This window comes from Vibrio sp. THAF190c (assembly GCF_009363355.1).
Taxonomy (GTDB): Bacteria; Pseudomonadota; Gammaproteobacteria; order Enterobacterales; family Vibrionaceae; genus Vibrio; species Vibrio fortis_A.
This window is the reverse complement of the sequence record NZ_CP045338.1, coordinates 220,801-243,435: the sequence shown is the minus strand read 5'-3', so window position 1 is coordinate 243,435 and position 22,635 is coordinate 220,801. Positions and strand designations below refer to the sequence as shown.

Sequence of the window (22,635 nt, the reverse complement as noted above, 5' to 3'; positions counted from 1 at the left end):
AGTTAATCAAAGCAAAGGTAGTTTGTGTTTAATTTTTGCCGCACATTGTACCGAAATGTTTACTATCGTCCAGTCCTGAACAGATAAAAAATACAAAACAAGTTGCTTATTAATCGCAGAGCAGCGAGGAGGATGAGATAGACAATGAACACCTGACCAAACTGACCAGGTGCTCATAATGACTTAACTTTTTATTTCAGTCGTTATTTAGCGAAGTTAACGATTGGGAAGCAAGGGAAGAAACCGTTGTCTGCACAGTTAATCAGACCAACTTGCACGCCTTCAATCTTGTTTGTTTTGTTGAAGATACCCACTTGTACCGTCGATACCTCAGACAAGTTCGCTGCACCCACATCGACCAAGGTGTCGCCTTTCGAGTAGTTAACGAAACTCACGTTAGCACCTTTTACATTATTGGTAATGTTCACAGCACCCAAGTTAACACCGGTTGTTTGGCCTTCATTCCAGTTAAAGAAACCCAAAGATGCACCTGTCATCTCTTGGTTCACCTTAGACGCGCCAAAGAAGCCAAGGTTTACACCGGTCGTCGTTTGAGTTTCAGACATACCAATCACCGCAAGGTCGAGACCTTTTAGGTCGTTCACTTGACCGTGCAATAGCGCCACGCGCACACCACCAACGGCATCAGAATCTGGTGCGTTGAATCCATTGATTGTTGAGAACATCACAGGCGATGAAGCAAAGGCCGCTGGAGCCATTACCGCTGCTGATACTGCAAGTACTGAAAGTAGTTTTTTCATTGGGGAGTCTCCACTGACTGAATCCGCGATTGAGAAGTTAATTAGCGATCGATAAGTTAACTAACAATCAAAGAGTTATCTCATTATTTTGCTTTATCTAACAGCCATCCATGTTAAATCAATGTCATAACTGTCTTTTTGAGTATAGAGCAGATAGGAGCAGATGCGGGATGCGAGTGGCGGGATGAGAAAAGATTAAAAGCGGATGAGAGGAGAGAAGATACGGGATACGAGTGGCGAGATACGAAAGGAATAAGAGCGGATGAACAAAAGAAGAGATGAGAGATACGAGTGAACGAGATGCGAAAAGATTAAAGGCGGATGAGAGAGAGTGAGATACGAAGAGCGAGAAGGTTTACTGTTCTAGCGATTTGATTAGGGCGCCTAACATGCGAGATATCTGAAGTGCTTCAGATTGCCACCTAGCCGCAACGTCTTTGGGCACAAATCCAACTTCAGACCCGATATCGGCTTGGGTAGCAAATTCCCCTATTGAGCCTTTGGCAATTGCAAAAAATCGCTGGCGTTCTTTTAAGGATTTTCTCTCACAGCCTTCAGCAATATTGCTGGGTACAGACAATGCGCTGCGCGTAATCTGATCTTTGAACCCATAATCACGGCAAGTGTCCATTTCCCTATAAACAGATATCGACAAAAGACGACTACGTTGCCAAACATCTAGTTTTCTATAAAGCACAACGACTACCCAGTTATCGAAAAACCAATCATCTCAAAAACACCCAATAAAAAAGTTCTAAAAAAGCACCAAACCTCGAGACCTATTTCCCTTAATCTTGTCTCATCCCACATCTGCTTTGAATCTTCTAATTCTTTTCGCATCTCGATTACTCGAATCTAGTATCTGCCCTAACTCTCTTCGCATCTCGTTTACCCGCATCTCGTATCTGCTCCTCAAAAACCAAAAAACGGAGACCGAAGTCTCCGTTTTCAATTTCACTATGAATAGCGAGGAGTGATTACATCATACCGCCCATGCCACCCATACCGCCCATGCCACCCATGTCAGGCATGGCTGGAGCGTCTTTTTGTGGTAGGTCTGTTACCATCGCTTCTGTTGTGATCATTAGACCAGCAACTGATGCAGCGAATTGTAGAGCAGAACGAGTAACCTTAGTTGGATCTAGGATACCCATTGCGATCATGTCGCCGTATTCACCAGTAGCAGCGTTGTAGCCGTAAGAACCTTCGCCGCCTTTCACGTTGTTCGCAACCACTGACTCTTCGTCACCTGCGTTCTTCGTGATTTGACGGATTGGCGCTTCCATTGCACGTAGTGCAACGCGGATACCAACGTTTTGCTCTTCGTTGTCACCTTCAAGGCCAGCAACTTTAGAAGCAACACGGATAAGTGCAACACCACCACCAGCAACCACACCTTCTTCAACTGCAGCGCGAGTTGCGTGAAGTGCGTCTTCTACGCGATCTTTCTTCTCTTTCATTTCAACTTCAGTCGCAGCGCCAACTTTGATCACTGCAACACCGCCTGCTAGTTTAGCAACGCGCTCTTGTAGTTTCTCTTTGTCGTAGTCAGAAGTCGCATCTTCGATTTGTTGACGGATTTGAGCAACACGACCTTGGATCATTGCTTCTTCACCCGCACCATCGATGATAGTTGAGTTTTCTTTAGTGATAGTCACGCGCTTAGCTTGACCTAGGTCTTCTAACGTTACTTTCTCAAGGTCTAGACCGATCTCTTCAGAGATAACCGTACCGCCAGTCAGGATAGCGATGTCTTGTAGCATTGCTTTACGACGGTCACCAAAACCAGGTGCTTTAACAGCAGCAACTTTCACGATACCGCGCATGTTGTTCACAACTAGAGTCGCAAGCGCTTCGCCTTCTACATCTTCAGCGATGATTAGAAGTGGACGAGATGCTTTAGCAACCGCTTCTAGAGTTGGAAGAAGTTCACGGATATTTGAAACTTTTTTGTCGATAAGAAGGATGAATGGGCTCTCTAGATCAACAGAACCTGCTTCTTGGTTGTTGATGAAGTAAGGAGATAGGTAACCGCGGTCGAACTGCATACCTTCAACTACGTCTAGCTCGTCTTGCAGTGCTTGACCTTCTTCAACTGTGATAACGCCATCACGACCTACTTTTTCCATCGCTTCAGCAATGATGTTACCTACTGTCGCGTCAGAGTTTGCAGAAATAGTACCTACTTGTGCGATAGCTTTAGTATCTGCACATGGAACTGAAAGTGCTTTTAGCTCTTCAACTGCTGCAGCAACAGCTTTGTCGATGCCGCGCTTAAGATCCATTGGGTTCATGCCAGCAGCAACGGCTTTTAGGCCTTCGTTTACGATAGCTTGAGCAAGAACAGTTGCCGTAGTCGTACCGTCACCCGCAGCGTCGTTCGCTTGTGAAGCGACTTCTTTAACCATTTGCGCACCCATGTTTTGGAACTTGTCTTCAAGCTCGATTTCACGTGCAACAGAAACACCATCTTTAGTGATAGTTGGTGCGCCAAATGATTTGTCTAGAACAACGTTACGACCTTTAGGACCTAACGTTACTTTTACTGCGTCAGCCAGAACGTTTACACCTTCTAGCATTTTAACTCGTGCGTCGTTACCAAATTTAACGTCTTTAGCAGCCATCTTTATTTCCTTTAAATTCTTTATTCAGTCAGTTCAGTTTGTATAGCGCGGATTACTCAACGATCGCCATGATGTCGTTTTCAGACATGATCAGAACTTCTTTGCCGTCGATCTTTTCTGTTTTAGTGCCGTAGCCTTCAGCAAAGATAACAGTGTCGCCAACTTTAACGTCCAATGGTTGTACTGAACCATTTTCTAGGATGCGGCCTTTACCCACAGCTAGAATTACACCGCGAGTTGATTTTTCAGCGGCAGAACCAGTTAGAACGATGCCACCAGCAGATTTAGATTCAACTTCTTGGCGCTCAACGATAACTCGGTCGTGTAGAGGACGGATATTCATCGGTCTTATCTCCTGATAATTTCCATTTAATTTGATAGTTGCCACGATTGGCATGGGATTAATCAGTATGTTGGGGCGAAGTGAAAGATCCCAAGGGGTGAGAGGAAAAATTTGTGATCGGAAGAACAGATACGGGATGAGAGTGAACGAGATGCGAAGAGAATAAGAGCAGTGACGAGATTCGAGTATACGAGTAGCGAAGAGCAAAAGGCGTTTCGTACCCCGTGCCCCTCATCTGGGCTTATCCGTCATTCCAGAACTGAGGAACGAAGTGTCTGGAATCTCAAACAACGCGCGAATAACTAGATAGTCGTAAGAGATTCCCTACTACGCTCGTGCCTCGCTATAGGGAATGACGAAGCTACTTATAACTGTTCAAAAACCGTTCGCATCGACTACTCCCGCCCTTCGTATCTCGTTTACTCGAATCCCTCATCTGCTTTCCTTCCCTTCCCGCCCACATCTGTTTATCCTACGCTTTTAGTTTTTACGGCGTTGTACATGCGAGATAAGCACGGGCTTTTGACTGCTCCCATAGTAGAGACATTGCGAACCATGACCATACCGACCATCTTCGGTATGGTGGCGATCTTGATGTTCAACCTTGTTGATACCTTCTTTATCTCACTGCTTGGTACACAAGCACTCGCAGCCGTAAGCTTTACCTTCCCAATTACCTTTGCCATTAACTGCATCACGATGGGGATTGGGGTTGGCTTGTCTACCAGCATTGGCCGCCTGCTTGGAAAAGGCTGTTCCGAGAATGCAGCACGCTTTACCGCGCACGGACTACTGCTGGCCGTAATCCTCGTCATTAGTGCTTCAACGCTCGGCATCTTTACATTAGAGCCTTTGTTTAGTGCGCTTGGAGCTCAGCCAGAACTGCTGCCATTGATATCCGAATACATGTTGGTGTGGTATCTCACGATTCCATTGCTTGTTGTTCCAATGGCAGGCAACAGCGCTATTCGTGCCAGTGGTGATACCAAAACGCCGGCCAAGATTATGATGTTGGCAGGCCTTATCAATGGTGTGCTCGACCCGCTGCTGATATTTGGTTACGGACCTTTCCCAGAACTAGGTATTCAAGGCGCTGCAATTGCGAGTGGATTTAGTTGGTTTGGTGCGTTGTGCGGCTCACTTTACGTGCTCATTATACGCGAGAAGCTATTAGCATTGCCCAAGCCAAAAGATATGCTCAACGATTGGAAGCAGATCCTTACCATTGGCACGCCAGCTGCCCTATCTAATGCGCTTAACCCTTTAGCTGGCGCGATTATTATGATGATGCTCGCCAAACAAGGTACCGAGGCTGTGGCAGCTTATGGTGCTGCGCAGCGTATTGAGTCGATATTGATTATTGTATTGATGTCACTCACCTCAGCCCTCACCCCTTTTATGGCACAAAACTTTGGTGCTAATAACCCTCAACGCAGTTTCAAAGCCCTATTTCTTAGCATGCGCTTTGCAGTGTTGTTTCAAGGGCTCATCTTCTTGATGATGGTACCACTCAGCATTCCGCTAGCTGCCCTTTTCTCTCAAGAAGAATCGGTTCGCGACATCTTATGGCACTACTTGTTAGTCGTACCCTTCAGCTATGGTTTCCAAGGCATAGTAATGATGCTGATTAGCGGCATGAACGCGATGCACAAGCCACTCAAAGCCTTCCAATGGAGTTTTATGCGCCTGTTCCTATTCACTCTACCTTTTGCTTGGATAGGTAGCGTACTTGACGGCATCGAAGGTCTGTTTATTGGCTTGGCGTTAGGGAACATCGCAGGTGGTATTGCTGGGTATTGTTATGCGTTGAGGTTAAGGGGCAGATGAGGGATACGAGTATCGAGATGCGAAGAGATTAATAGAGCAGATGTGAGATTCGAGTGGCGGGATGTGAAGGGGTTGTTAGAGCAGATACAAGGTTCGAGTGGCGGGATGCGAAGGGACTTTAAGAGCGTAAGCGCAGATATGCCCCCAAAATAGCACTCTACTTAAACCTCGTCATTCCCTATAGCGAGGGACGAGCGTAGTAGGGAATCTTTCACGCGTAATGAATTAGTTTAGGGAAATAAGTATGACAGCGAAGAGTTTTAAATCGGTCTATGATGCACCAATTGGCAAGATGATCATTATTAGCGATGGCGACTCGATTATTGAGATCGACCATGTAAATCATGATGAGTCCATTACGAGCAACCCTGACGAACTTTGTAGCCTTGCGACGAAGCAGCTAGATGAATACTTTGCAGGTACGAGAATCGAATTCGACCTACCTTTAAAAGCGACTATAGGCACCGACTTTCAAAAAGCAGCTTGGCAAGCACTTACTACCATTCCTTATGGCGAAACTATTAGCTACGGTGAACAAGCTAAGCGAATGAATAACCCTAAAGCCGTACGAGCTGTCGGTGGTGCAAACGGCAAGAACCCTTTCAGCATCGTAGTGCCCTGTCACCGTGTGATTGGCGCTAATGGTACTTTAACTGGCTACACCGGTGGAATGAACCGCAAAGAATGGTTGCTAGATTTTGAAAGGAAGATGAAAACAAGATGAGAGTGACGAGATTCGGGATGCGAAAATATGTAACGGTTCTCTTTTGTTCGTGACCCGCTAACTCGCACATGCTCCCGCTCTTACGCTTTTCTCATCTCGTTTACCCGTATCCCGCATCTGCTTTTGAGCATCTCGCATCTTTTCCTTATCCCTAAATACAAAAAACGGCCACACTCGCGTGCAGCCGTTTCAGTATTCGATACTAGTTAAAAGCTATTTAACCAGAACTTCACCCGTCATTTCTGATGGGATTTCTAGACCTACTAGAGAAAGCATAGTTGGAGCTAGGTCAGACAGTTTACCGCCTTCTTTGAACTCAACTTCTTTGTCACCAACGTAGATTAGAGGAACTGGTAGGTTAGTGTGAGCAGTGTGGATACCACCCGTCTCTGGATCTACCATCATTTCTGCATTACCGTGGTCAGCAGTGATCAGCATTTGACCGCCTACTTCTTCGATAGCTGCTGTTACTTTAGCAACACACTCGTCCATTGCTTCGATAGCTTTTTCTGCAGCTTCATAAACACCAGTGTGACCAACCATATCTGGGTTCGGGTAGTTACAGATGATAGTGTCGTACTTACCAGACTTGATAGCCGCAACCATCTTCTCTGTTAGCTCAGCAGAGCTCATTTCTGGTTGTAGGTCGTAAGTCGCAACTTTTGGAGAAGCAACTAACTGACGCTCTTCACCTTCAAATTCGGTCTCAACACCACCGTTGAAGAAGAATGTAACGTGCGCGTATTTCTCAGTTTCAGAAATACGTAGCTGAGTTTGACCTTGTTTAGATAACCACTCACCGTATGTATTCTCTAGAGAAGCAGGTGGGAATGCGATAGCTAGTGGGATATCGGCTGCATATTGCGTTAGCATTACAAAGTTGATTGCAGGGAACACTTCACGCTCGAAGCCGTCGAAACCAGGTACGAAAGTACGAGTGATTTGACGTGCACGGTCAGCACGGTAGTTCATGAAGATTACTGCATCGCCGTCTACGATAGCTGCGTTTTCTTGACCTTCAGCTTTGATAGCCGTTGCTTTAACGAATTCATCGTTCTCTTCACGAGCGTAAGCCGCTTCTAGACCTGCAACTGCAGACTCAGCTGTGAATTCCGCTTTACCTAGCGTTAGAAGATCGTAAGCTACTTGAACGCGATCCCAGTTGTTGTCACGGTCCATTGCGTAGTAACGACCAACTAAAGAAGCAACACGGCCTTTACCTAGTTTAGCGAATAGATCTTGGAAACGTTGTAGAGAGTTTTCTGCACTACGTGGCGGCGTGTCACGGCCGTCTAGGAAGCAGTGTAGGTAGATCTTCTCAGCGCCACGTGCTGCTGCCATTTCAACTGCTGCGTAGATGTGGTCTTCGTGAGAGTGCACGCCACCTGGAGACATAAGACCCATGATGTGAACTGCTTTCTCAGCTTTAACCGCTGAGTCAATCGCTTCTACTAGAGCAGGCGTTTCAGCGAATTCACCGTCAGCGATAGATTTAGTGATACGAGTTAGATCTTGGTATACAACGCGACCAGCACCGATGTTAGTGTGACCAACTTCTGAGTTACCCATTTGACCGTCAGGTAGACCTACGTCCATACCAGAAGCAGAGATTAGTGTGTTTGGTTTGTTAGCAAACAGGCTATCGATAAATGGAGTTTTTGCATTCGCGATTGCGTTATTTGCTGTGTCTTCACGGTGACCGTAACCGTCAAGAATCACTAGAGCCATAGGCTTCTTAGCTGACATAGGACTGACCTCGTTCAATTCAAAATAAATCGGTATAAAAACAAATTAGCGTAATTTTACTACAGTTTACAGTCAAAACTGTAGTGGAAGATCAAGAAAGGTAGCAGGTAGGAGGATCAGAGCTGAAAAAAAGCTTCTTTTTAAGGCCAAGTATTTTTGCCTCACGTGCTTATTTACAACCCAAAAGACAATAAAAAAGACCAGCAACTGAGTTACTGGTCTGTCATTAATTCTCTACCACTTGTTGTGTTGAGCTAGAAGCATTCCAAACTAGATCACCAATACCATCAGTAGGCTTGAATCCTGTAGGTGCATCTAACAACAGTTGACGAATCGTCTCGTGTTCTAAGTTATGGCAAGCAAAATCTAAGGACTCAAGTAGGTTGTCATACTCATCGATTGGCAAAAATACTTCATGAGCTGTCATTATCCGCTCATGAGCTGTACGTTGAACATTATCCCCAATCAACAACTCTTCATACAATTTCTCTCCTGGACGAAGGCCAGAGAATTGAATTTCGATATCACCATGAGGGTTCTGTTCATTCTTAACAGACAAGCCGGAAAGGTTAATCAAGTTCTCAGCGAGGTCTGTAATCTTAACTGACTCCCCCATATCAAGAACAAATACGTCGCCGCCTTTGCCCATCGCACCAGCTTGAATAACAAGCTGTGCAGCTTCAGGAATTGTCATGAAGAAACGAGTGATATCTGGATGAGTGACTGTTAAAGGCCCTCCTGCTTTAATCTGCTTTTTAAACAGTGGAATAACTGAACCAGATGAACCAAGAACATTACCAAATCGAACCATGCAGAAACGAGTACCATTTTCTTTCTGGTTCTCTTGCTCAGCTAAGGCTTGCAAGCCCAATTCTGCCATGCGCTTGGTTGTACCCATCACATTTGTTGGGCGAACCGCTTTGTCTGTTGAGATCAACACAAAAGACTCGACACCAGCTTCAATAGCCGCTTTCGCGGTGTAGTAAGTGCCATAAACATTGTTTCGTACACCCTCTACAACATTATACTCCACAAGAGGAACGTGCTTGTATGCTGCTGCGTGATAAACTGTCTCAACTTTAAAAGACTTCATTGCCGTAAGTAGTCGATGAGAACGTTGAACAGAGCCCAAAAGAGGGACAATCTCTACATCAAGATCTTTGGATTCTTTTAATAAAGAAAGTTCACGATCAATTTGATATAAACCAAATTCAGACAATTCAAACAGAACAAGTGCTTTTGGCTGTTGTTTTAAGATCTGACGACATAGCTCTGAGCCAATCGAACCGCCAGCACCAGTTACCATAACAACTTTATCTTTGATGTTAGCTTCCATTAGAACCTGCTGAGGAGCTACAGCATCACGCCCCAACAAGTCTTCAATTGGAACATCCGTCAGTTCATCAATTTTTGCTTTTCCAGATACGATATCAGCCATATCTGGTACGGTTTGAATTTCAACGGGAAGTGGAGCCAACAAGTCTAAAATTTGTTTACGGCGAGCGCGAGATGCACTTGGGATCGCTAGCAAAATTTTAGAAACGTCATACTTCTCAATCAAAGTTTCTGTTTTAGATAAATCAACAACAGGTAAGCCAAGAATCATTGTATTTGTGAGAGTTTTATCTTCATCAATGAACGCTCGAATACGATAGTTTTCAGAAGCGCGAAGTGCGACTGCAAGCTGACGACCGCCAGAGCCTGCACCATAGATGAGCACTTCTTTTCGAGAGTCCTTTGATGGTGATGTTGTTGCTACAAGATTACGAACAACAAGGCGAGAACCTCCACACAAAAGTGCTAGATAGGCGCCATATATGATAGGCACGGTTCTAGGGATTGGCTCTTGTAAATAGTATGCGAAGACAGCCAGGGAGATCGCAGATAAAATCGCGCCAGCTGTGACTACGAACAAAGCTTGAAAAGTCAGATATCTAAGGATAGCTCGATACAGTCCAATTTGAGTAAAAATCAAAACTGTAGATATTACTGTTAAGCCAATCAGTAATAAATTGTCACCATCGCTGAGTAGCTTTACATCACCTAACCTTGTCCAAAGAGCAATGTGCAAAGCAAACAAAATGAGCAATGTGTCGATAATGACACTGATAACACGCTTGTATAAGCGAGATAATTGCCAAATAAAATTAAGACGTTGCATAAAATTATACTTATAAATATTCTTTTTAGGTAAACCTAATCAGCGGTGTTATTTAACCGCGTCACCAGAACCGCTACCGGTTGCAGTCATCAGGATGTACTTAAAGTAATCTCTTAGATTGAGTGTATCAATCATCTGCTTATCGGTTTTCGCCAGCAGCTCAGGTGTTGACATATCGATATTTTGTATTTGGGCTAAGCCGGTGATACCGGGTAGGACATCATATACACTCTGTGCGTCACGCTCTTTAATCAATTCTTCTTGGTTAAATAAGTTAGGGCGCGGCCCAACTAAGCTCATTTCACCTTTGATGACATTGATAAGTTGTGGTAATTCGTCAATCTTGGTCTTACGCAAAAAAGCCCCTAGCTTAGTAATCGAGGCGTTACTAGCTAAATGACTCGCTACAGACTGCGTTTCTACCGACATGGTGCGAAATTTAATAAGCTTAAATGGCTTTTTATTACGTCCTACCCGTTCTTGAACAAAGATTGGAGAACCAGTATCAAACATACCAATAACAGTTACAATAAGTAACAGTGGCCAAAGAAAGAACAAACCAAAGAATGATGCTAAAAAATCAATTAAACGGATCATTATTTTTTACCTTGTAATTCTATAATGTAATCAGCGGTTTCTTTAAAACCATCGGCTAAAGTTTGAGGTGGTTTCCAGCCTAGAGTCTCTTTAGTATAGGTAATATCAACCTGCAAAGAACCAGTTAAGCGATCGATTACATCTTCTTTTTTGAGCAACTTACCTGCTAACTTATAGCACCATACTGGTACTGGTAATTGAAATGATGATTTACCTGAAGCTTTACTCATCTGCCGTACCATTTCTGAAGTTGACACATCATGATCATCAGAAACAAGAAAAACGTCATTGACTGCCTTAGGGTGCTCAATACAAGTAACAATCAAATCAACTAGATTTTTAACTGAAACTAAACTTCGTGCATTATTGGTAATACAACCAAAAGGTAATGGTAAACCTCTAGAAACAAGTCTCATTAATGATGCAAAATTAGCTTTTACCCCAGCACCATAGACAAGTGTTGGACGAATAATCACTACCTCCAACCCCGTATCCTCTGCCAATTCCAATAGTTGCTCTTCAGCTTCAAATTTAGATTGACCATAGAAATCCTCAGGAACACATGGACTGTTATGCCTAAATGGACTGCCTATTTGTGTTGATTCACCATTAGATTTGATACTACTAATAAAAATAAAACGTTTAACGCCAGACTCTGCAGCTTGTTTCGCTAGGTTAAGTGTGCCAGCAGTATTTACTAATCTAAATTCTTCCAACGGGTTTTCCGCCGAATCACTCATAACATGGACGCGGGCAGCAATGTGCACAACAGCATCAACGCTCTGTAACACCGACGAATAATCTGAATGAGGATCGATACTTGCTTTTAAGTATCGATGACATTTTGGAAATGTAGAGCGTCCAACTAAATTAACATTGTCTAAATTGCCTAATGCATTTAATAAGTGACCACCCACAAATCCTGAATAGCCAGTAATTAAAATCTTACTCATGATAACTACCCTAACTCCACGATAGAATTACTCATATCCTTCATTATGTTTGCTCTGGTATATTTTCCAATAAAAGCACTTCTATCCGTGTGCGCCAATTCTAACTTATTCAATGCTTCTACTGCACCTTTATGATCACCAGGGTAAAAAACTTCAGCATTAGGAACTTCTGATTTTATAAATTCAGCAGCATATCCAGAAACACCGGCTAAAATTGGCTTGCCCGTTGCAGCATACTCAAATATCTTGGAAGGAAGCACTTTTTCAAAAGCTGGGTAATCATTTAAGTGTAGAAAGAGAACATCTGCACTTAAGTACTCTCCGATTAATTCTTGTCTGTTGACCGGGGGGAACAATTCTAAGTTTGTCAAATCAGAGATACTGTCAACCAATTGCTGTTTTCGGCCACCATCTCCAATTACACTAATCTGAATATTTTTATTTACTGAGCTGGCAAACTCTGGAAGGATCGTATGTAATCCTTGCCCCTCACCAATATTACCTGCGTAAACAAGGCGTTTGGAACTCTCATTAGATGCAGCTTCATTACTGGCCTCCGGCAAGTCCAAAAACTCACCATCTATTCCATTTGTAAACCAAGAATAGTTAACCTTTGAGTAGCGCGCATTAAAATACCCAGCAAACCCTTTTGATACCAGATTAATATGTTTTGCCGAAGAAAAAGTGTATTTTTCAATCGCAGAGAGTATGGGTTTTAGAACCAAAACAACCTTGGGGGACAATACATCTTTAATCGTATCAACAAATATATCGCGTATATCTAGATACAATGGAGCCTTCTTGCTCTTCGCCACTCGTGCACCTAAAAACGCTGTAAACAATCTTGAACTCGTTGCAAAAACCACATCATAATCTTCATTTTTTACCAACTTTTTTGCCTGCTGATAAAAAGTTTTGAAAGACTTAATCTGGTCTAACATGCCGCTTTCATGTGAAGGCAGGCTTATACGTCGTATTCTTGCGTTGCCTTCAACTTCTTCCGTTTTCGCACCTTCATTAAAACTGGCATACCGGTTAGGCATTGTTGTGACAACATCAACCTCAACGCCTGCTTGCTGCTTTAATTGCTCCACCAAAGCAGTCGTCCTAAATGATCCAGCACACAGGTCTGGTTTAAAGTAAAATGATAAAACCAGTATTCTCACGAGTCCCTCTTAATCTGTTTAACTTCTGTTCTTAAGTGACCACTAGCAAACGCTATTTCAATTTTCTTATTTGCGATTGTTTTGCCAAATTCAGGGTGCCAAGAGCTGTCTTTAATCACTACGGGCTCAGTGCTAATAAATACACAGAGTAATTCGTTACCATGCATTATTTTAAGTTCACTCTCTGAAAGTTTTATGACATCCACCTCAGGATGGAGATGCAGATGAAAACAAGCAGGAACCTCTTTTGACAACGTATCATTGATAACCAAACTATCAGGTGCACAATCTAAAGCTCTAGTATGTGTAACTTTGGGGCTTTGCTGCATGTAACCATTATGACTGGCTACAAGCTGCACTTGCTGCCCCAAATTGTTGACTTTATCTAGTTGTGCATAAGCACGCTTTGCCACTCTGAACCCAGACCAAACCTGTGATGAATCCATACCGGCGACCGAAACCGTATTATGAGCCGCTGTTTGTCGCTGCCTGACGCGCTCCACGCTGGTACCATATAAGGAAGTGCCAGAGTTGACGAAAACCCGCTGCTTGCCCATGGATAATTCAAAACTCAAAGTATCAGCATGTGCATGACCGGGCAAATAATCTGGCCCTACATTTCCGTGGTCGAGTATAACTGTATAGTCTGCAAACGAAACGCGACTATAGCCGCTATTTTTGTTTGTGATCAATTGCTGCTCAGCCTGAGTGCTTTTCAGCCCTATGGAGTGTGCATACGCAAAAATTTGCTGTGGAGGCATTGCAATCCCCATCGCAGCATCATTAAAAAAGCTCACTTCACCGTCGTCATGCACCATAGATCGCAGCCAAAACAAAGCTTTTTCGGCAATTTTGGTCCACTCAGGTAGGCACTCTATTAACTCACTACACTGACTCGTATTAGCCAAGTCAATCAGTTCAAGTAAATCCCATAATAAGATCTCGTGATACATTGGAGAAAGCTCAAAATGCGCGCCGTCTTCCAAAAATTGCTCAGCCAACTCTTCATTAAGTAATTTGATACCGTGTGTGAGCAATTGCGCAGAGTTTTCTCCTTGCAAATAGGCACCGACAAAAGTTAACGCTTTTGCATTCGCAAACAGATGGTTACCAAGAATATGGTACTCCAATTGCTGAGTCAGTACATTTGCTTGCTCGAGCATACTCTTGAGATACATTGATGGCACTTCAGCTTGAATGCTGCACCACTTAACCCAATTCACTAATCGCAGTGAAATCGGGTATGGTTCCCACCCATTCCCATGACAAGGAGGGTTGTCTTCAATCCATTTCTCAACAAACTGATGATGCAGTTGACACCTATCGAGGCCACTTCGAGCGCTCAAGTCATCAAAATAGTGCAGGTTATATAGCCATAGTTTAGGCTTACTGTCACAATTCCAATCAGCAGAGCATGTAACCTTGCCCTTTTGATTTAAAAACAGAACTTCAGTCTCACTAAAGATGCTTTGCTTGTTCAGTAATGGGCCCGACCACTGCCATGACGCACTATGCGGCTGACCGAACTCTACTGGCTTGGGTTTTCGAAACTTGTAATAAGCTCTGTAATATACTTGTTTAAACTTAAGATACTTCACAGTGTGAAATATCTTAAGAAACCTTTCTACTTGCTTAATCATTGTTGTCTAAGTTGCTCTGCTATATCTATTGATACCTTTGCAACTTCAAAAATCTCTTTAATACCAATAGGTGCGCTTTTGCCTTCGCGAATAGAATCCAAGAACAACTGAGAGCATAAGTTTTGGCCTTTATCCTGTTTCCAAAGGTTCATTTTCTTAAACCCTTTGAAACCAAAACCTTTTAATTTTACAAAGTTATCCAGTTGCAGTACTTTGCCATCAGCAAACACTTCTATGCGCTCTTTAGGGAAGCTAGCGGCGCCATTTGCGTAATAATGGATTGTGCCAAAAGAACCATCTGCAAAGCCGAGAATAATAGCAGCTTTGTCTTCTGTGATGTCAACAGCGTCACTATCACCCATTCTACGAGCTTGAACAGATACAATTTCACTGCCCACAAGGTATCTCATAAGATCAACAAAGTGGCATGCCTCTCCTATAATTCTGCCACCACCGACATTGATGTCCTGAGTCCAATGATCCGCTGGGATACTGCCAGCATTCATTGTCATAATGAAAGATTTCGGACCTTTAATCGGATCAATCAGAGATTTAATTTTTTGAATTTGCGGCGCAAATCGACGATTAAATCCAACCATTAATTTCGGTGGGTTAGAAGATTGTGACGCCTCTTCATATGCAGCCTCAACACTATTAAGCTCTTCATATGTAATTGCCAAAGGCTTTTCTACAAATACATTTTTACCAGCAAGCAGAGACTGCTTTACAAAGTAAGCATGGCTATTGTGCCGTGTTACAATCGCCACTGTGTTAATTTCATCGCTTTCAATCAGTGCATCAGTGTCGGTTGTCGCTTCTTTAAATCCTGCCTGATTACCATGAATAACACCGTTAATCCCGCCAGATGTCGAGATGCTATGCAATTGTGCTCCAGCATTTTTGAACGCGGGGATCAGTACCCTAGACGCATAGTTGCCAGCGCCCACAAACCCGATAATCGGCTCTCCAGCTTTATATTCAACCTGAGGGTGCAATACCACTTTAGACGTATGACGAGACTCAGTAGCAGAACCATACTGGAGTAATATACCCAGTGCAGACTTATCGCTGGTCAATAAATCATAGGCCTCAGTTGCATTTTCAAATAAAATTCTATGTGTGATAAGTGATTTTACGTCAAGCTGGCCACCAGACATCATGTCTAGAATGGCTTCAAAGTTTCTCTGCTCAGTCCACCTAACAAACGGCAATGGGTAGTCGTTGCCCTTGTCTTCATAATTTGGATCATAGCGACCTGGACCATAAGAACAAGATACCTGGAAAGTTAACTCTTTTTCATAAAAGTCTGCTCGACTAAGCTCCAAACCTGTAACACCAACCAAAATAATTCGGCCTCGCTTACGGCTCATTCTAGCGGCTTGCGTAACTGGATCATTTGACTTAGTTGATGCAGTAATAATGACACCATCAATACCGTTTCCTCGGCTAAATGCCATACCAGCGGCTACAGGGTCTTCTCCCAACCCTGGGTTGCAAATTTCGGCGCCAAACTCTTTCGCCATATCCAGTTTAGCTTGGTCAAAATCGATAGCGAGTACTCTGCACCCTTGTGCACGAAGCATCTGTACTGTCAGTAAGCCTATTAAACCTACACCCGTTACAACAAATGACTCACCCATAGTAGGATTAGCAAGACGAATGCCTTGTAAGCCGATACTTGCTACGACAGTAAATGCCGCTTCTTCATCTGAAACATTCTCTGGAATTTTAGCAACAAGGTTTTTAGAGACTCGCACAACATCAGCGTGAGGGCCATTAGATACAACGCGATCACCCGCCTTAAATGCATCAGCGCCATTACCTGCTCGCTCAACAACACCAACGTTGCAATAGCCTAATGGTAACGGCTGAGCCAGTTTTGACTTCACTGCATCAACAGTAGTCATCAAACCATCTGTCTGAACCTTTTCGAGTACCATTTTTACTTTATCTGGCTGTGAACGGGCCTTATCGATTAAATTAGCTTTACCAAAATCCACCAGCATCCTTTCTGTACCTGCGGAAATTAGCGTTGTAGTCGTATTAATAACTAAATGGTTCTTTGTTGCTTTTGGAACAGGCGCTTCAACGATTGATGAACTGCCTTTCGCCATGTCTTGTAATATTTGCTTCATTAATGCTACCTGGCTCTATAAGTATTATAAATTATCTAAATTATATTTAGCGGTTGATAAATCGTTATTTTTACTTGCCACTAGATATGAATATAAAACATTGTTTCTATCGGAATAACTTGGAAACATGACACCTCCAAACTGAAAAAGCCGATACGGCCAGATATCTTTTTCAAAAGAAGCTACGATCTCAATCTTAGCGTCTTTTTTCCTAAAGGAAATTATATCTGACTTATTCTTTAATATTCCAGGCGCCGGTTTATTGTCCAACAGTCGAGAGATTCTACTATTATTTTTCTCTGATGGTTCTGTTGAAGTAGAAAAAACGAAGTAATCCTTCAGTTCAGTTCCATATATACAAGAACCGTTGATATCGAGTATTTTCTCAGAACTCCATTGACCACCTGAACATGTCATAAATCGTATACTATTACTTTCCATTTGAGTATCCGTAGCATATAAAAGGCCATTCTTATAAGGAAAAGCTACGCACGCCCTATATTTTTGAGATCCTACTAATATTGGCTTAACTTTTTTAAAGTTTGAGCTTGCTTGATAAATAGATGCTGAATGTCCAAAATCACCAGAAAGAACCCAAATTTTTCCTCTATCATAATCAGGGACAAGAGCGTGAATATGATTTAGCTCACCACGAGGAAATGTATAGATTTCGCTCCAACAACCATTTTCATTTCTTCGCATGATATTTACGATATTACGTTCATGGTTACCAAAATACTCACCAAAAATAATTGAATCTGAAAATCCGGCCAAATTTTCAACAACCGTAAATTGCAATGGACCGCGACCTAAGACAAATTCATATTCTTTTGTTAAAGTTTTTTTAGATATCTGGTACCTGTATATTCCTTTGTTAAATACAAAGTAATAATTATCCTTGAACTTCGCAGACGCTCCCACTCCCGATCTAAGTAAGCGATAAATGAGTCCATTACTATTTAACATTTTTTTTATTTTTGAAACTGGAAATTCGAACAATAAGATGTCATTTTTTCCAGGCTCTCTTGAGTAAACCTTATTATACTTTGAATAAATTAGCTTATTGTCATCCCAAAATAATGGTTTCATTTTTTCTGTAAGAGAGTTCATAGTTTCACACCATAATAAGGATATCCTGTTCGATTGCGACTCTCTAAAAACTGTATCAACGCTTTCGCTCTAATCACTTCAACCAAAACACCATCAATCTTCGTTGAAGATAGTAAACCTTCATTAAGCAAGTCTTTACATAAGGTGCGTTCTGCAAAATGAAGAGCTCCCCACTTAGGTCTTCTCTCTCTCAACGTTACTTCTTTGGTAAACTCTCCGTCTGTTACAACAAATTTTTTTGTTCTATACCAGTTTCTAATAGGCCAATCAGTATCCATTCTGTCTTCTACCACGTGTATTGCAGTTAAACTGTGCGTTAAGTCAGTACCAATTGAGATAATAATCGCATCATTTTCAACACATTTAGACCAAGAAGAGCTATATCCACAAGGGAGTGGGCTATCACCAGATAAGTTATCTTCCATCAAATAATGCGCTAAAGGCCCCATAGCAACCATAGTATTGATAGGATGTCTGCTTCTAACCGATTTTTTATTTCTGTGCAAATAAGCAGGCAATAAACCTGTTTTTATAGGGGTTCTTCTTACATCATATTCATAAGTCTCATCTGGCACTATTGAAGATAGATAATCAATTTTTGTCTCTTCATTTTTAAACTTGGGCATAGCTGGCATTGCAATTGTACCAGAATCACCAATAAGAGAGCATAGCTCGTTGTTGACTTCCCTTGGAGACAACCCTGAATTTTTAAGGGGCGAATATGCAGAATGTACGAGGAGCAAGTCTCCTTCGCCTACACCGTTATCTTTCAAACAGCTTATGATTTTATCAAAATCAACCGGATTATCGCTAACTGCTTGTTTAGATGATTTTTTAGCTCTACTCTCCAGGATATCTACATTTTTCCAATATAAATATCGTCCTATTAACTCAACATAAGGTGAAAATGAAAATATTTTTCTAACTAAGCTATCATTAGCCATCGCTAAAGTCCTTGATTAATGTAATTAAAATGAAAATATAATATATATTATTCGCCACTGTAGTTAAGTAGTAGTCGCTTACAATCACACTCAACCTGATTCATTATAATTAAAAATAGTTTCAATATTGTAAAATTTAAAAAGCAGTATATTCAAAGGTTAAATAGTTAATACCGCTTGAATAAGCTAAAAAACGAGGGGAATTTAGAGCTTAGTTTGAGTTTTAAATCATGATACCAATGGTGTTACAAACCTCCAGAAAAACACACCTGATAGTCACCAATATAAAGGTAACAGTATAGAAAAATTATAAAATACCTTTACAAACCAGAATGATAATCAATTAAAATAACATTTATCTTTCGTCACACATTCCATATTGGAAATATATTAACAATTTTAATATCAAGCTACTTCAATGCTTAATATAACTAACCCCCAATATCTTGAGAACGATTTAACGAATCAATAATTGATTTATCAAGTTCTTCGATATAACTCCCTCTATCGAAGTATACCCACTTACCATGGTAAGAATAAAATCGATTATTTAAAACCGTATTTCTACTAATTATTCTCTGTTCACCATTCGTTACTACGCTATTATCTGGCACATCTTTATAGACAACGGCATTGGCACCGATTCGAACATTATTACCAACTCTTACCGAACCAATAATTTTGGCACCGCTGCCAACATAGACATTATCACCAATAACAGGAGCACCTTTACTTTTAGCATCGGCCAAAGTAACACTACCAATGGTAACCTGCTGAAATATCACACAATTATGTCCAATCGAAGCCTGACCGGAAACAAAGATGCTCTTAATGCCATGAGGGAAACAGGGTTCTGATGAAAATTCAGAGTTCCATGCTATTGAACTATTGTTTTCGTATTGATAAAAACCATATAATAACTTATAAAACTTAGAAACCAGCTTATTATTGGAATTACATCGTTTCTTAACCTTCCATATTGAACCAAATAGTGCGACAACGACCCGAGCTATCATAAAACACTCCTTACTTTGTATTTACTTTCAAAGTACTTTTCGAATTAACATTTACAAACACTAATCGTGTCTAGCATTTTATATTAATGCACGATAAGCCTTATATTAATCAAAATAATATTGCAATCGCTTAATATAATATGTATATATTTCTCACCTATCAAGAATCATAAGGTTAACTATATAAGTAACATAGATTACTCAACTCCCTTTGATATCGGATACTACGAACTTTAGCTTTCCTGATTTTGTCCTTGATATTGATTGAACAATTAAGATTTCGTAACAAAGGGAACCTAATTTTGCATTCAACTCAGATTCAAGTAATTTTTCATTATATTTATCAAACGACTGTTCGACTACGATCCTACATTCGATTGAATAATCTTCTTTTTGATAGATCTGAGCTTCATAAATACCTGATACCTTTTTAAAAACATGATCAAGTCGCCCCACTTTCCTTCCATCAGGAAAAGATACGTAGTCTTCCTCTCGGCCCAAAATTCGACTAACAACTCTTCCGTTTCTTCCACACTTACAAACTTCATCACCTTTCATTTCGACTAAATCGTTAGTATCATATTTTGTTAATGGGAGAGCTTTATTATGATAACTAGAGCCTATAACTTTATATTTATTATCTCCAACAGGTTTAAATTCTACTTTGGAAAAAAACTCATCAACGTGCAAAGAGCCTTGCTCGCATTCAAATATATTTACGACGCCTTCTGTCATGCCATATATCTGAACAACTTTTACTCCAAAAACTTCTTGTATTAACATTTTTTGATAAGTAAATAAAGTCTCAGAACTAACCGAGATGAACTTAATATTTAATGCTCGTGCTTCATCAATTAGCCCCCCCTCCTTTATCAAGCTTGAAAAAAATGCGATAGTCGAAGGATAACCGTGCATACAACGTATATTGCTACGTTTAATTGCTTGCAGATAATCGAGGACCGTTTCTTTTGATAAATGAGACTGGCTTAAAAGAAGCTGCTTAGAAGCAAAAGATTTAATCCAGTAAGGTGGGTTTGATTTTGAAATTGGTAAAATTTCTTTTCCAATAAAATAAGCAAACCAATCAGAATGCTGCACGCCATGGCAAGCACGAAATTTCCAATAAACAGCCCATAAATGGTCCATAAAATTTCTTGATATATGGTACTTTAAACTTTGACCTGTTGTCCCACTTGTATAAAAGGTCTTGTAAACCTCTTTTTTGTTAATTACGTCTTCAAAATTCTGATTGAGATGTAATTTATTAACAGTATACTTAGCAACTGACATGTCAACATTACCCCATAGTTCAGGTAATTCACAGTTAGATTTTTTATCAAGGCTTTGGTATTCAATTAATAACTTTTTAACTCTCGAGTTCCATTTATCTTTATTATTTTTGACGGCAACAAAGTTAACAATAAGAAACTTAAGTATATAAGGCAACTTTCTATATATACGCTCTAACAAAATTCAACCCCCATGCAATATTCTTAAATAACCTTTAACATCTGTAAGTTCTGGAGAAGATTCCGATTCAACTTTTGTCTTCAAAGATTCGAGGAAACTACTTTCTGAACCAAATTTATATAGGATTACGCCTCGAGGTCTAGGAACACTGTCACTTGCTATAACCTTAGTTCCGGCACTTAATGCTTCTAATACAGCAACAGATTGTCCATCTGTAGAAGTAGGCCTCAAGTATATATCGACATTATTAAGCAGTTGATTAAAGTCTATATAATTAGTTATATGTCTAAAGTGATTTTCATATTTTAAACCAGACTTAGAAGCAATATCCTCATATTCATTTTTAGGATCTAATAGTATTAGTTCATAGCCTTTGTCTATTAACTTGGGCAACATGTTAACAACAAACTCGACGCCATAAACCTCCTCTCCCTTTATATACACTTTTCCAGCAGCATATAGAAGTAGGGTTTTTCTATCTTTTTCTATCCTCTTAGAAATTCTTTGGTGGTTTTTATCATCGGCACAGGCCAAAATAGGTGTAACTTTAAACACTTTGTCACCGAATTGCTTCCGTAAGCGCTGAAAAATAACTTCATTTAAACATAGTAAGCGATGTGAAAGTTTCGCAGCTAATAAGTTGAACCATATTCGCGTATTAAATTCATTACCGTGAATCGTATGAACGACTTTAGCACCAATTAACTTCGCAAAAATAGTCATCAAGAACCTCTTATATGACCTTGATAAGTTTAAATGAACAAATCTCGGCCTCATTAAAATCAGGCGATGAATCTCATGTTGTCTTAAGTGAACAACATTAGCACCCGACTTCTTAAGCTCCAGAAAATAACTTTCTACACTAACACTCACACCTCCATGAGGGGGAGGTAAAGGGCCAATAATACAAATATCTATTTTACTCATTCTCTCGTTTCTTTATCAGTTTAGCCGGATTTCCGCCAACTATTGAATAAGGCTCAACACTCTTGGTAACAACTGATCCCGCGGCAATAATGGCCCCTTCACCAATCGTTACACCAGTTAAAATAATGCAACTGGCTCCTAACCAAACATCATTTTCAATAACTATAGGTCCTTGCTTGCCTTCTCCTTGAAACATCATAGGTAAGTCAGTTCTATTAAAAGCGTGGTTGCCACCAATGATTTGGACATTTTGCGCAACCATAACGTTATTACCCAATTTTATTGGTGATAGCCCACTTCTTGACGAAGATATCATTACATTCCTACCCAAAAAAACATCGTTTCCAATTTCGACTTGACTGGGTGTTAAAATCTTCGTTCCGGGCGAAAACACGCATCTTTTTCCACAATCCATGGTACGACAATTTGAAGAATTGAGTTTGTAGTACCAATTTTTAATATGCCTTAGAAACTTAATCATAGTTACGATC

19 protein-coding genes are annotated in these 22,635 nt (G+C 41.0%); 2 read left to right on the top strand and 17 right to left on the bottom strand.

The genetic code is table 11. The annotated features are described in order from the left end of the window. Positions 1 to 203: 203 nt before the first annotated feature. From FIV04_RS01085 to FIV04_RS01070, 4 genes are all read right to left on the bottom strand, one after another. A complete protein-coding gene (locus tag FIV04_RS01085) occupies positions 204 to 761 on the bottom strand; it encodes a hypothetical protein (RefSeq protein ID WP_032551226.1) in 558 nt (185 codons plus the stop codon). Between the two features lie 355 nt (positions 762 to 1,116). Continuing rightward, complete coding sequence (locus tag FIV04_RS01080) at positions 1,117 to 1,458, bottom strand: four helix bundle protein (RefSeq protein ID WP_152468044.1); 342 nt, start codon at positions 1,456 to 1,458, stop codon at positions 1,117 to 1,119. Between the two features lie 280 nt (positions 1,459 to 1,738). Continuing rightward, positions 1,739 to 3,385, bottom strand: a complete 1,647-nt coding sequence (gene groL, locus FIV04_RS01075) for a chaperonin GroEL (RefSeq protein WP_152468043.1) — start codon at positions 3,383 to 3,385, stop codon at positions 1,739 to 1,741. A 52-nt stretch (positions 3,386 to 3,437) separates the two neighbouring features. Continuing rightward, positions 3,438 to 3,728, bottom strand: a complete 291-nt coding sequence (locus tag FIV04_RS01070) for a co-chaperone GroES (RefSeq protein WP_032551221.1) — start codon at positions 3,726 to 3,728, stop codon at positions 3,438 to 3,440. 501 nt (positions 3,729 to 4,229) lie between these two features. Between FIV04_RS01070 and FIV04_RS01065 the strand changes: the two genes are divergently transcribed. Together FIV04_RS01065 and FIV04_RS01060 are read left to right on the top strand one after the other, a co-directional pair. Next, entirely contained in the window at positions 4,230 to 5,555 is a 1,326-nt protein-coding gene (locus FIV04_RS01065; protein ID WP_152468042.1) for an MATE family efflux transporter, read from the top strand. 244 nt (positions 5,556 to 5,799) lie between these two features. Then, positions 5,800 to 6,279 (top strand): methylated-DNA--[protein]-cysteine S-methyltransferase, encoded by a 480-nt coding sequence (locus FIV04_RS01060; protein ID WP_152468041.1) that lies wholly within the window; start codon positions 5,800 to 5,802, stop codon positions 6,277 to 6,279. Between the two features lie 213 nt (positions 6,280 to 6,492). Here the strand turns inward: FIV04_RS01060 and gpmM are convergent, their stop codons facing one another. From gpmM to FIV04_RS26875, 13 genes are all read right to left on the bottom strand, one after another. Further along, positions 6,493 to 8,025, bottom strand: coding sequence for a 2,3-bisphosphoglycerate-independent phosphoglycerate mutase (gpmM, locus tag FIV04_RS01055; protein WP_152468040.1), 1,533 nt, complete (start codon positions 8,023 to 8,025; stop codon positions 6,493 to 6,495). Between the two features lie 226 nt (positions 8,026 to 8,251). After that, the gene (locus FIV04_RS01050) at positions 8,252 to 10,186 is read right to left on the bottom strand and encodes a nucleoside-diphosphate sugar epimerase/dehydratase (RefSeq protein ID WP_152468039.1); all 1,935 of its coding nucleotides are present in this window, start codon (positions 10,184 to 10,186) and stop codon (positions 8,252 to 8,254) included. A 48-nt stretch (positions 10,187 to 10,234) separates the two neighbouring features. Continuing rightward, the gene (locus tag FIV04_RS01045) at positions 10,235 to 10,783 is read right to left on the bottom strand and encodes a sugar transferase (protein ID WP_152468038.1); all 549 of its coding nucleotides are present in this window, start codon (positions 10,781 to 10,783) and stop codon (positions 10,235 to 10,237) included. Further along, a complete protein-coding gene (locus tag FIV04_RS01040; RefSeq protein ID WP_152468037.1) occupies positions 10,783 to 11,736 on the bottom strand; it encodes an SDR family oxidoreductase in 954 nt (317 codons plus the stop codon). The genes FIV04_RS01045 and FIV04_RS01040 overlap by 1 nt, the downstream gene beginning before the upstream one ends. A 5-nt stretch (positions 11,737 to 11,741) precedes the next feature. After that, positions 11,742 to 12,902 carry a glycosyltransferase family 4 protein gene (locus FIV04_RS01035; RefSeq protein WP_152468036.1) on the bottom strand — a complete coding sequence of 387 codons (1,161 nt, stop codon included), beginning with the start codon at positions 12,900 to 12,902 and terminating at the stop codon, positions 11,742 to 11,744. Further along, positions 12,899 to 14,542, bottom strand: coding sequence for a heparinase II/III family protein (locus FIV04_RS01030; protein ID WP_253895362.1), 1,644 nt, complete (start codon positions 14,540 to 14,542; stop codon positions 12,899 to 12,901). Before FIV04_RS01030 ends, FIV04_RS01035 begins: the two co-directional genes overlap by 4 nt. Next, positions 14,539 to 16,677 (bottom strand): bi-domain-containing oxidoreductase, encoded by a 2,139-nt coding sequence (locus tag FIV04_RS01025; protein ID WP_152468035.1) that lies wholly within the window; start codon positions 16,675 to 16,677, stop codon positions 14,539 to 14,541. Before FIV04_RS01025 ends, FIV04_RS01030 begins: the two co-directional genes overlap by 4 nt. A gap of 24 nt (positions 16,678 to 16,701) precedes the next feature. Further along, positions 16,702 to 17,787, bottom strand: coding sequence for a hypothetical protein (locus tag FIV04_RS01020; protein ID WP_152468034.1), 1,086 nt, complete (start codon positions 17,785 to 17,787; stop codon positions 16,702 to 16,704). After that, a complete protein-coding gene (locus FIV04_RS01015) occupies positions 17,784 to 18,731 on the bottom strand; it encodes an AAC(3) family N-acetyltransferase (protein ID WP_152468033.1) in 948 nt (315 codons plus the stop codon). The genes FIV04_RS01020 and FIV04_RS01015 overlap by 4 nt, the downstream gene beginning before the upstream one ends. A 431-nt stretch (positions 18,732 to 19,162) precedes the next feature. Further along, entirely contained in the window at positions 19,163 to 19,747 is a 585-nt protein-coding gene (locus tag FIV04_RS01010) for a serine acetyltransferase (RefSeq protein ID WP_152468032.1), read from the bottom strand. Positions 19,748 to 19,948: 201 nt separating this feature from the next. After that, complete coding sequence (locus FIV04_RS01005; protein ID WP_152468031.1) at positions 19,949 to 21,217, bottom strand: phenylacetate--CoA ligase family protein; 1,269 nt, start codon at positions 21,215 to 21,217, stop codon at positions 19,949 to 19,951. A gap of 3 nt (positions 21,218 to 21,220) precedes the next feature. Further along, positions 21,221 to 22,144, bottom strand: a complete 924-nt coding sequence (locus FIV04_RS01000; protein ID WP_152468030.1) for a glycosyltransferase — start codon at positions 22,142 to 22,144, stop codon at positions 21,221 to 21,223. Next, complete coding sequence (locus tag FIV04_RS26875; RefSeq protein WP_253895360.1) at positions 22,137 to 22,625, bottom strand: DapH/DapD/GlmU-related protein; 489 nt, start codon at positions 22,623 to 22,625, stop codon at positions 22,137 to 22,139. The genes FIV04_RS01000 and FIV04_RS26875 overlap by 8 nt, the downstream gene beginning before the upstream one ends. Between the last annotated feature and the right edge of the window lie 10 nt (positions 22,626 to 22,635).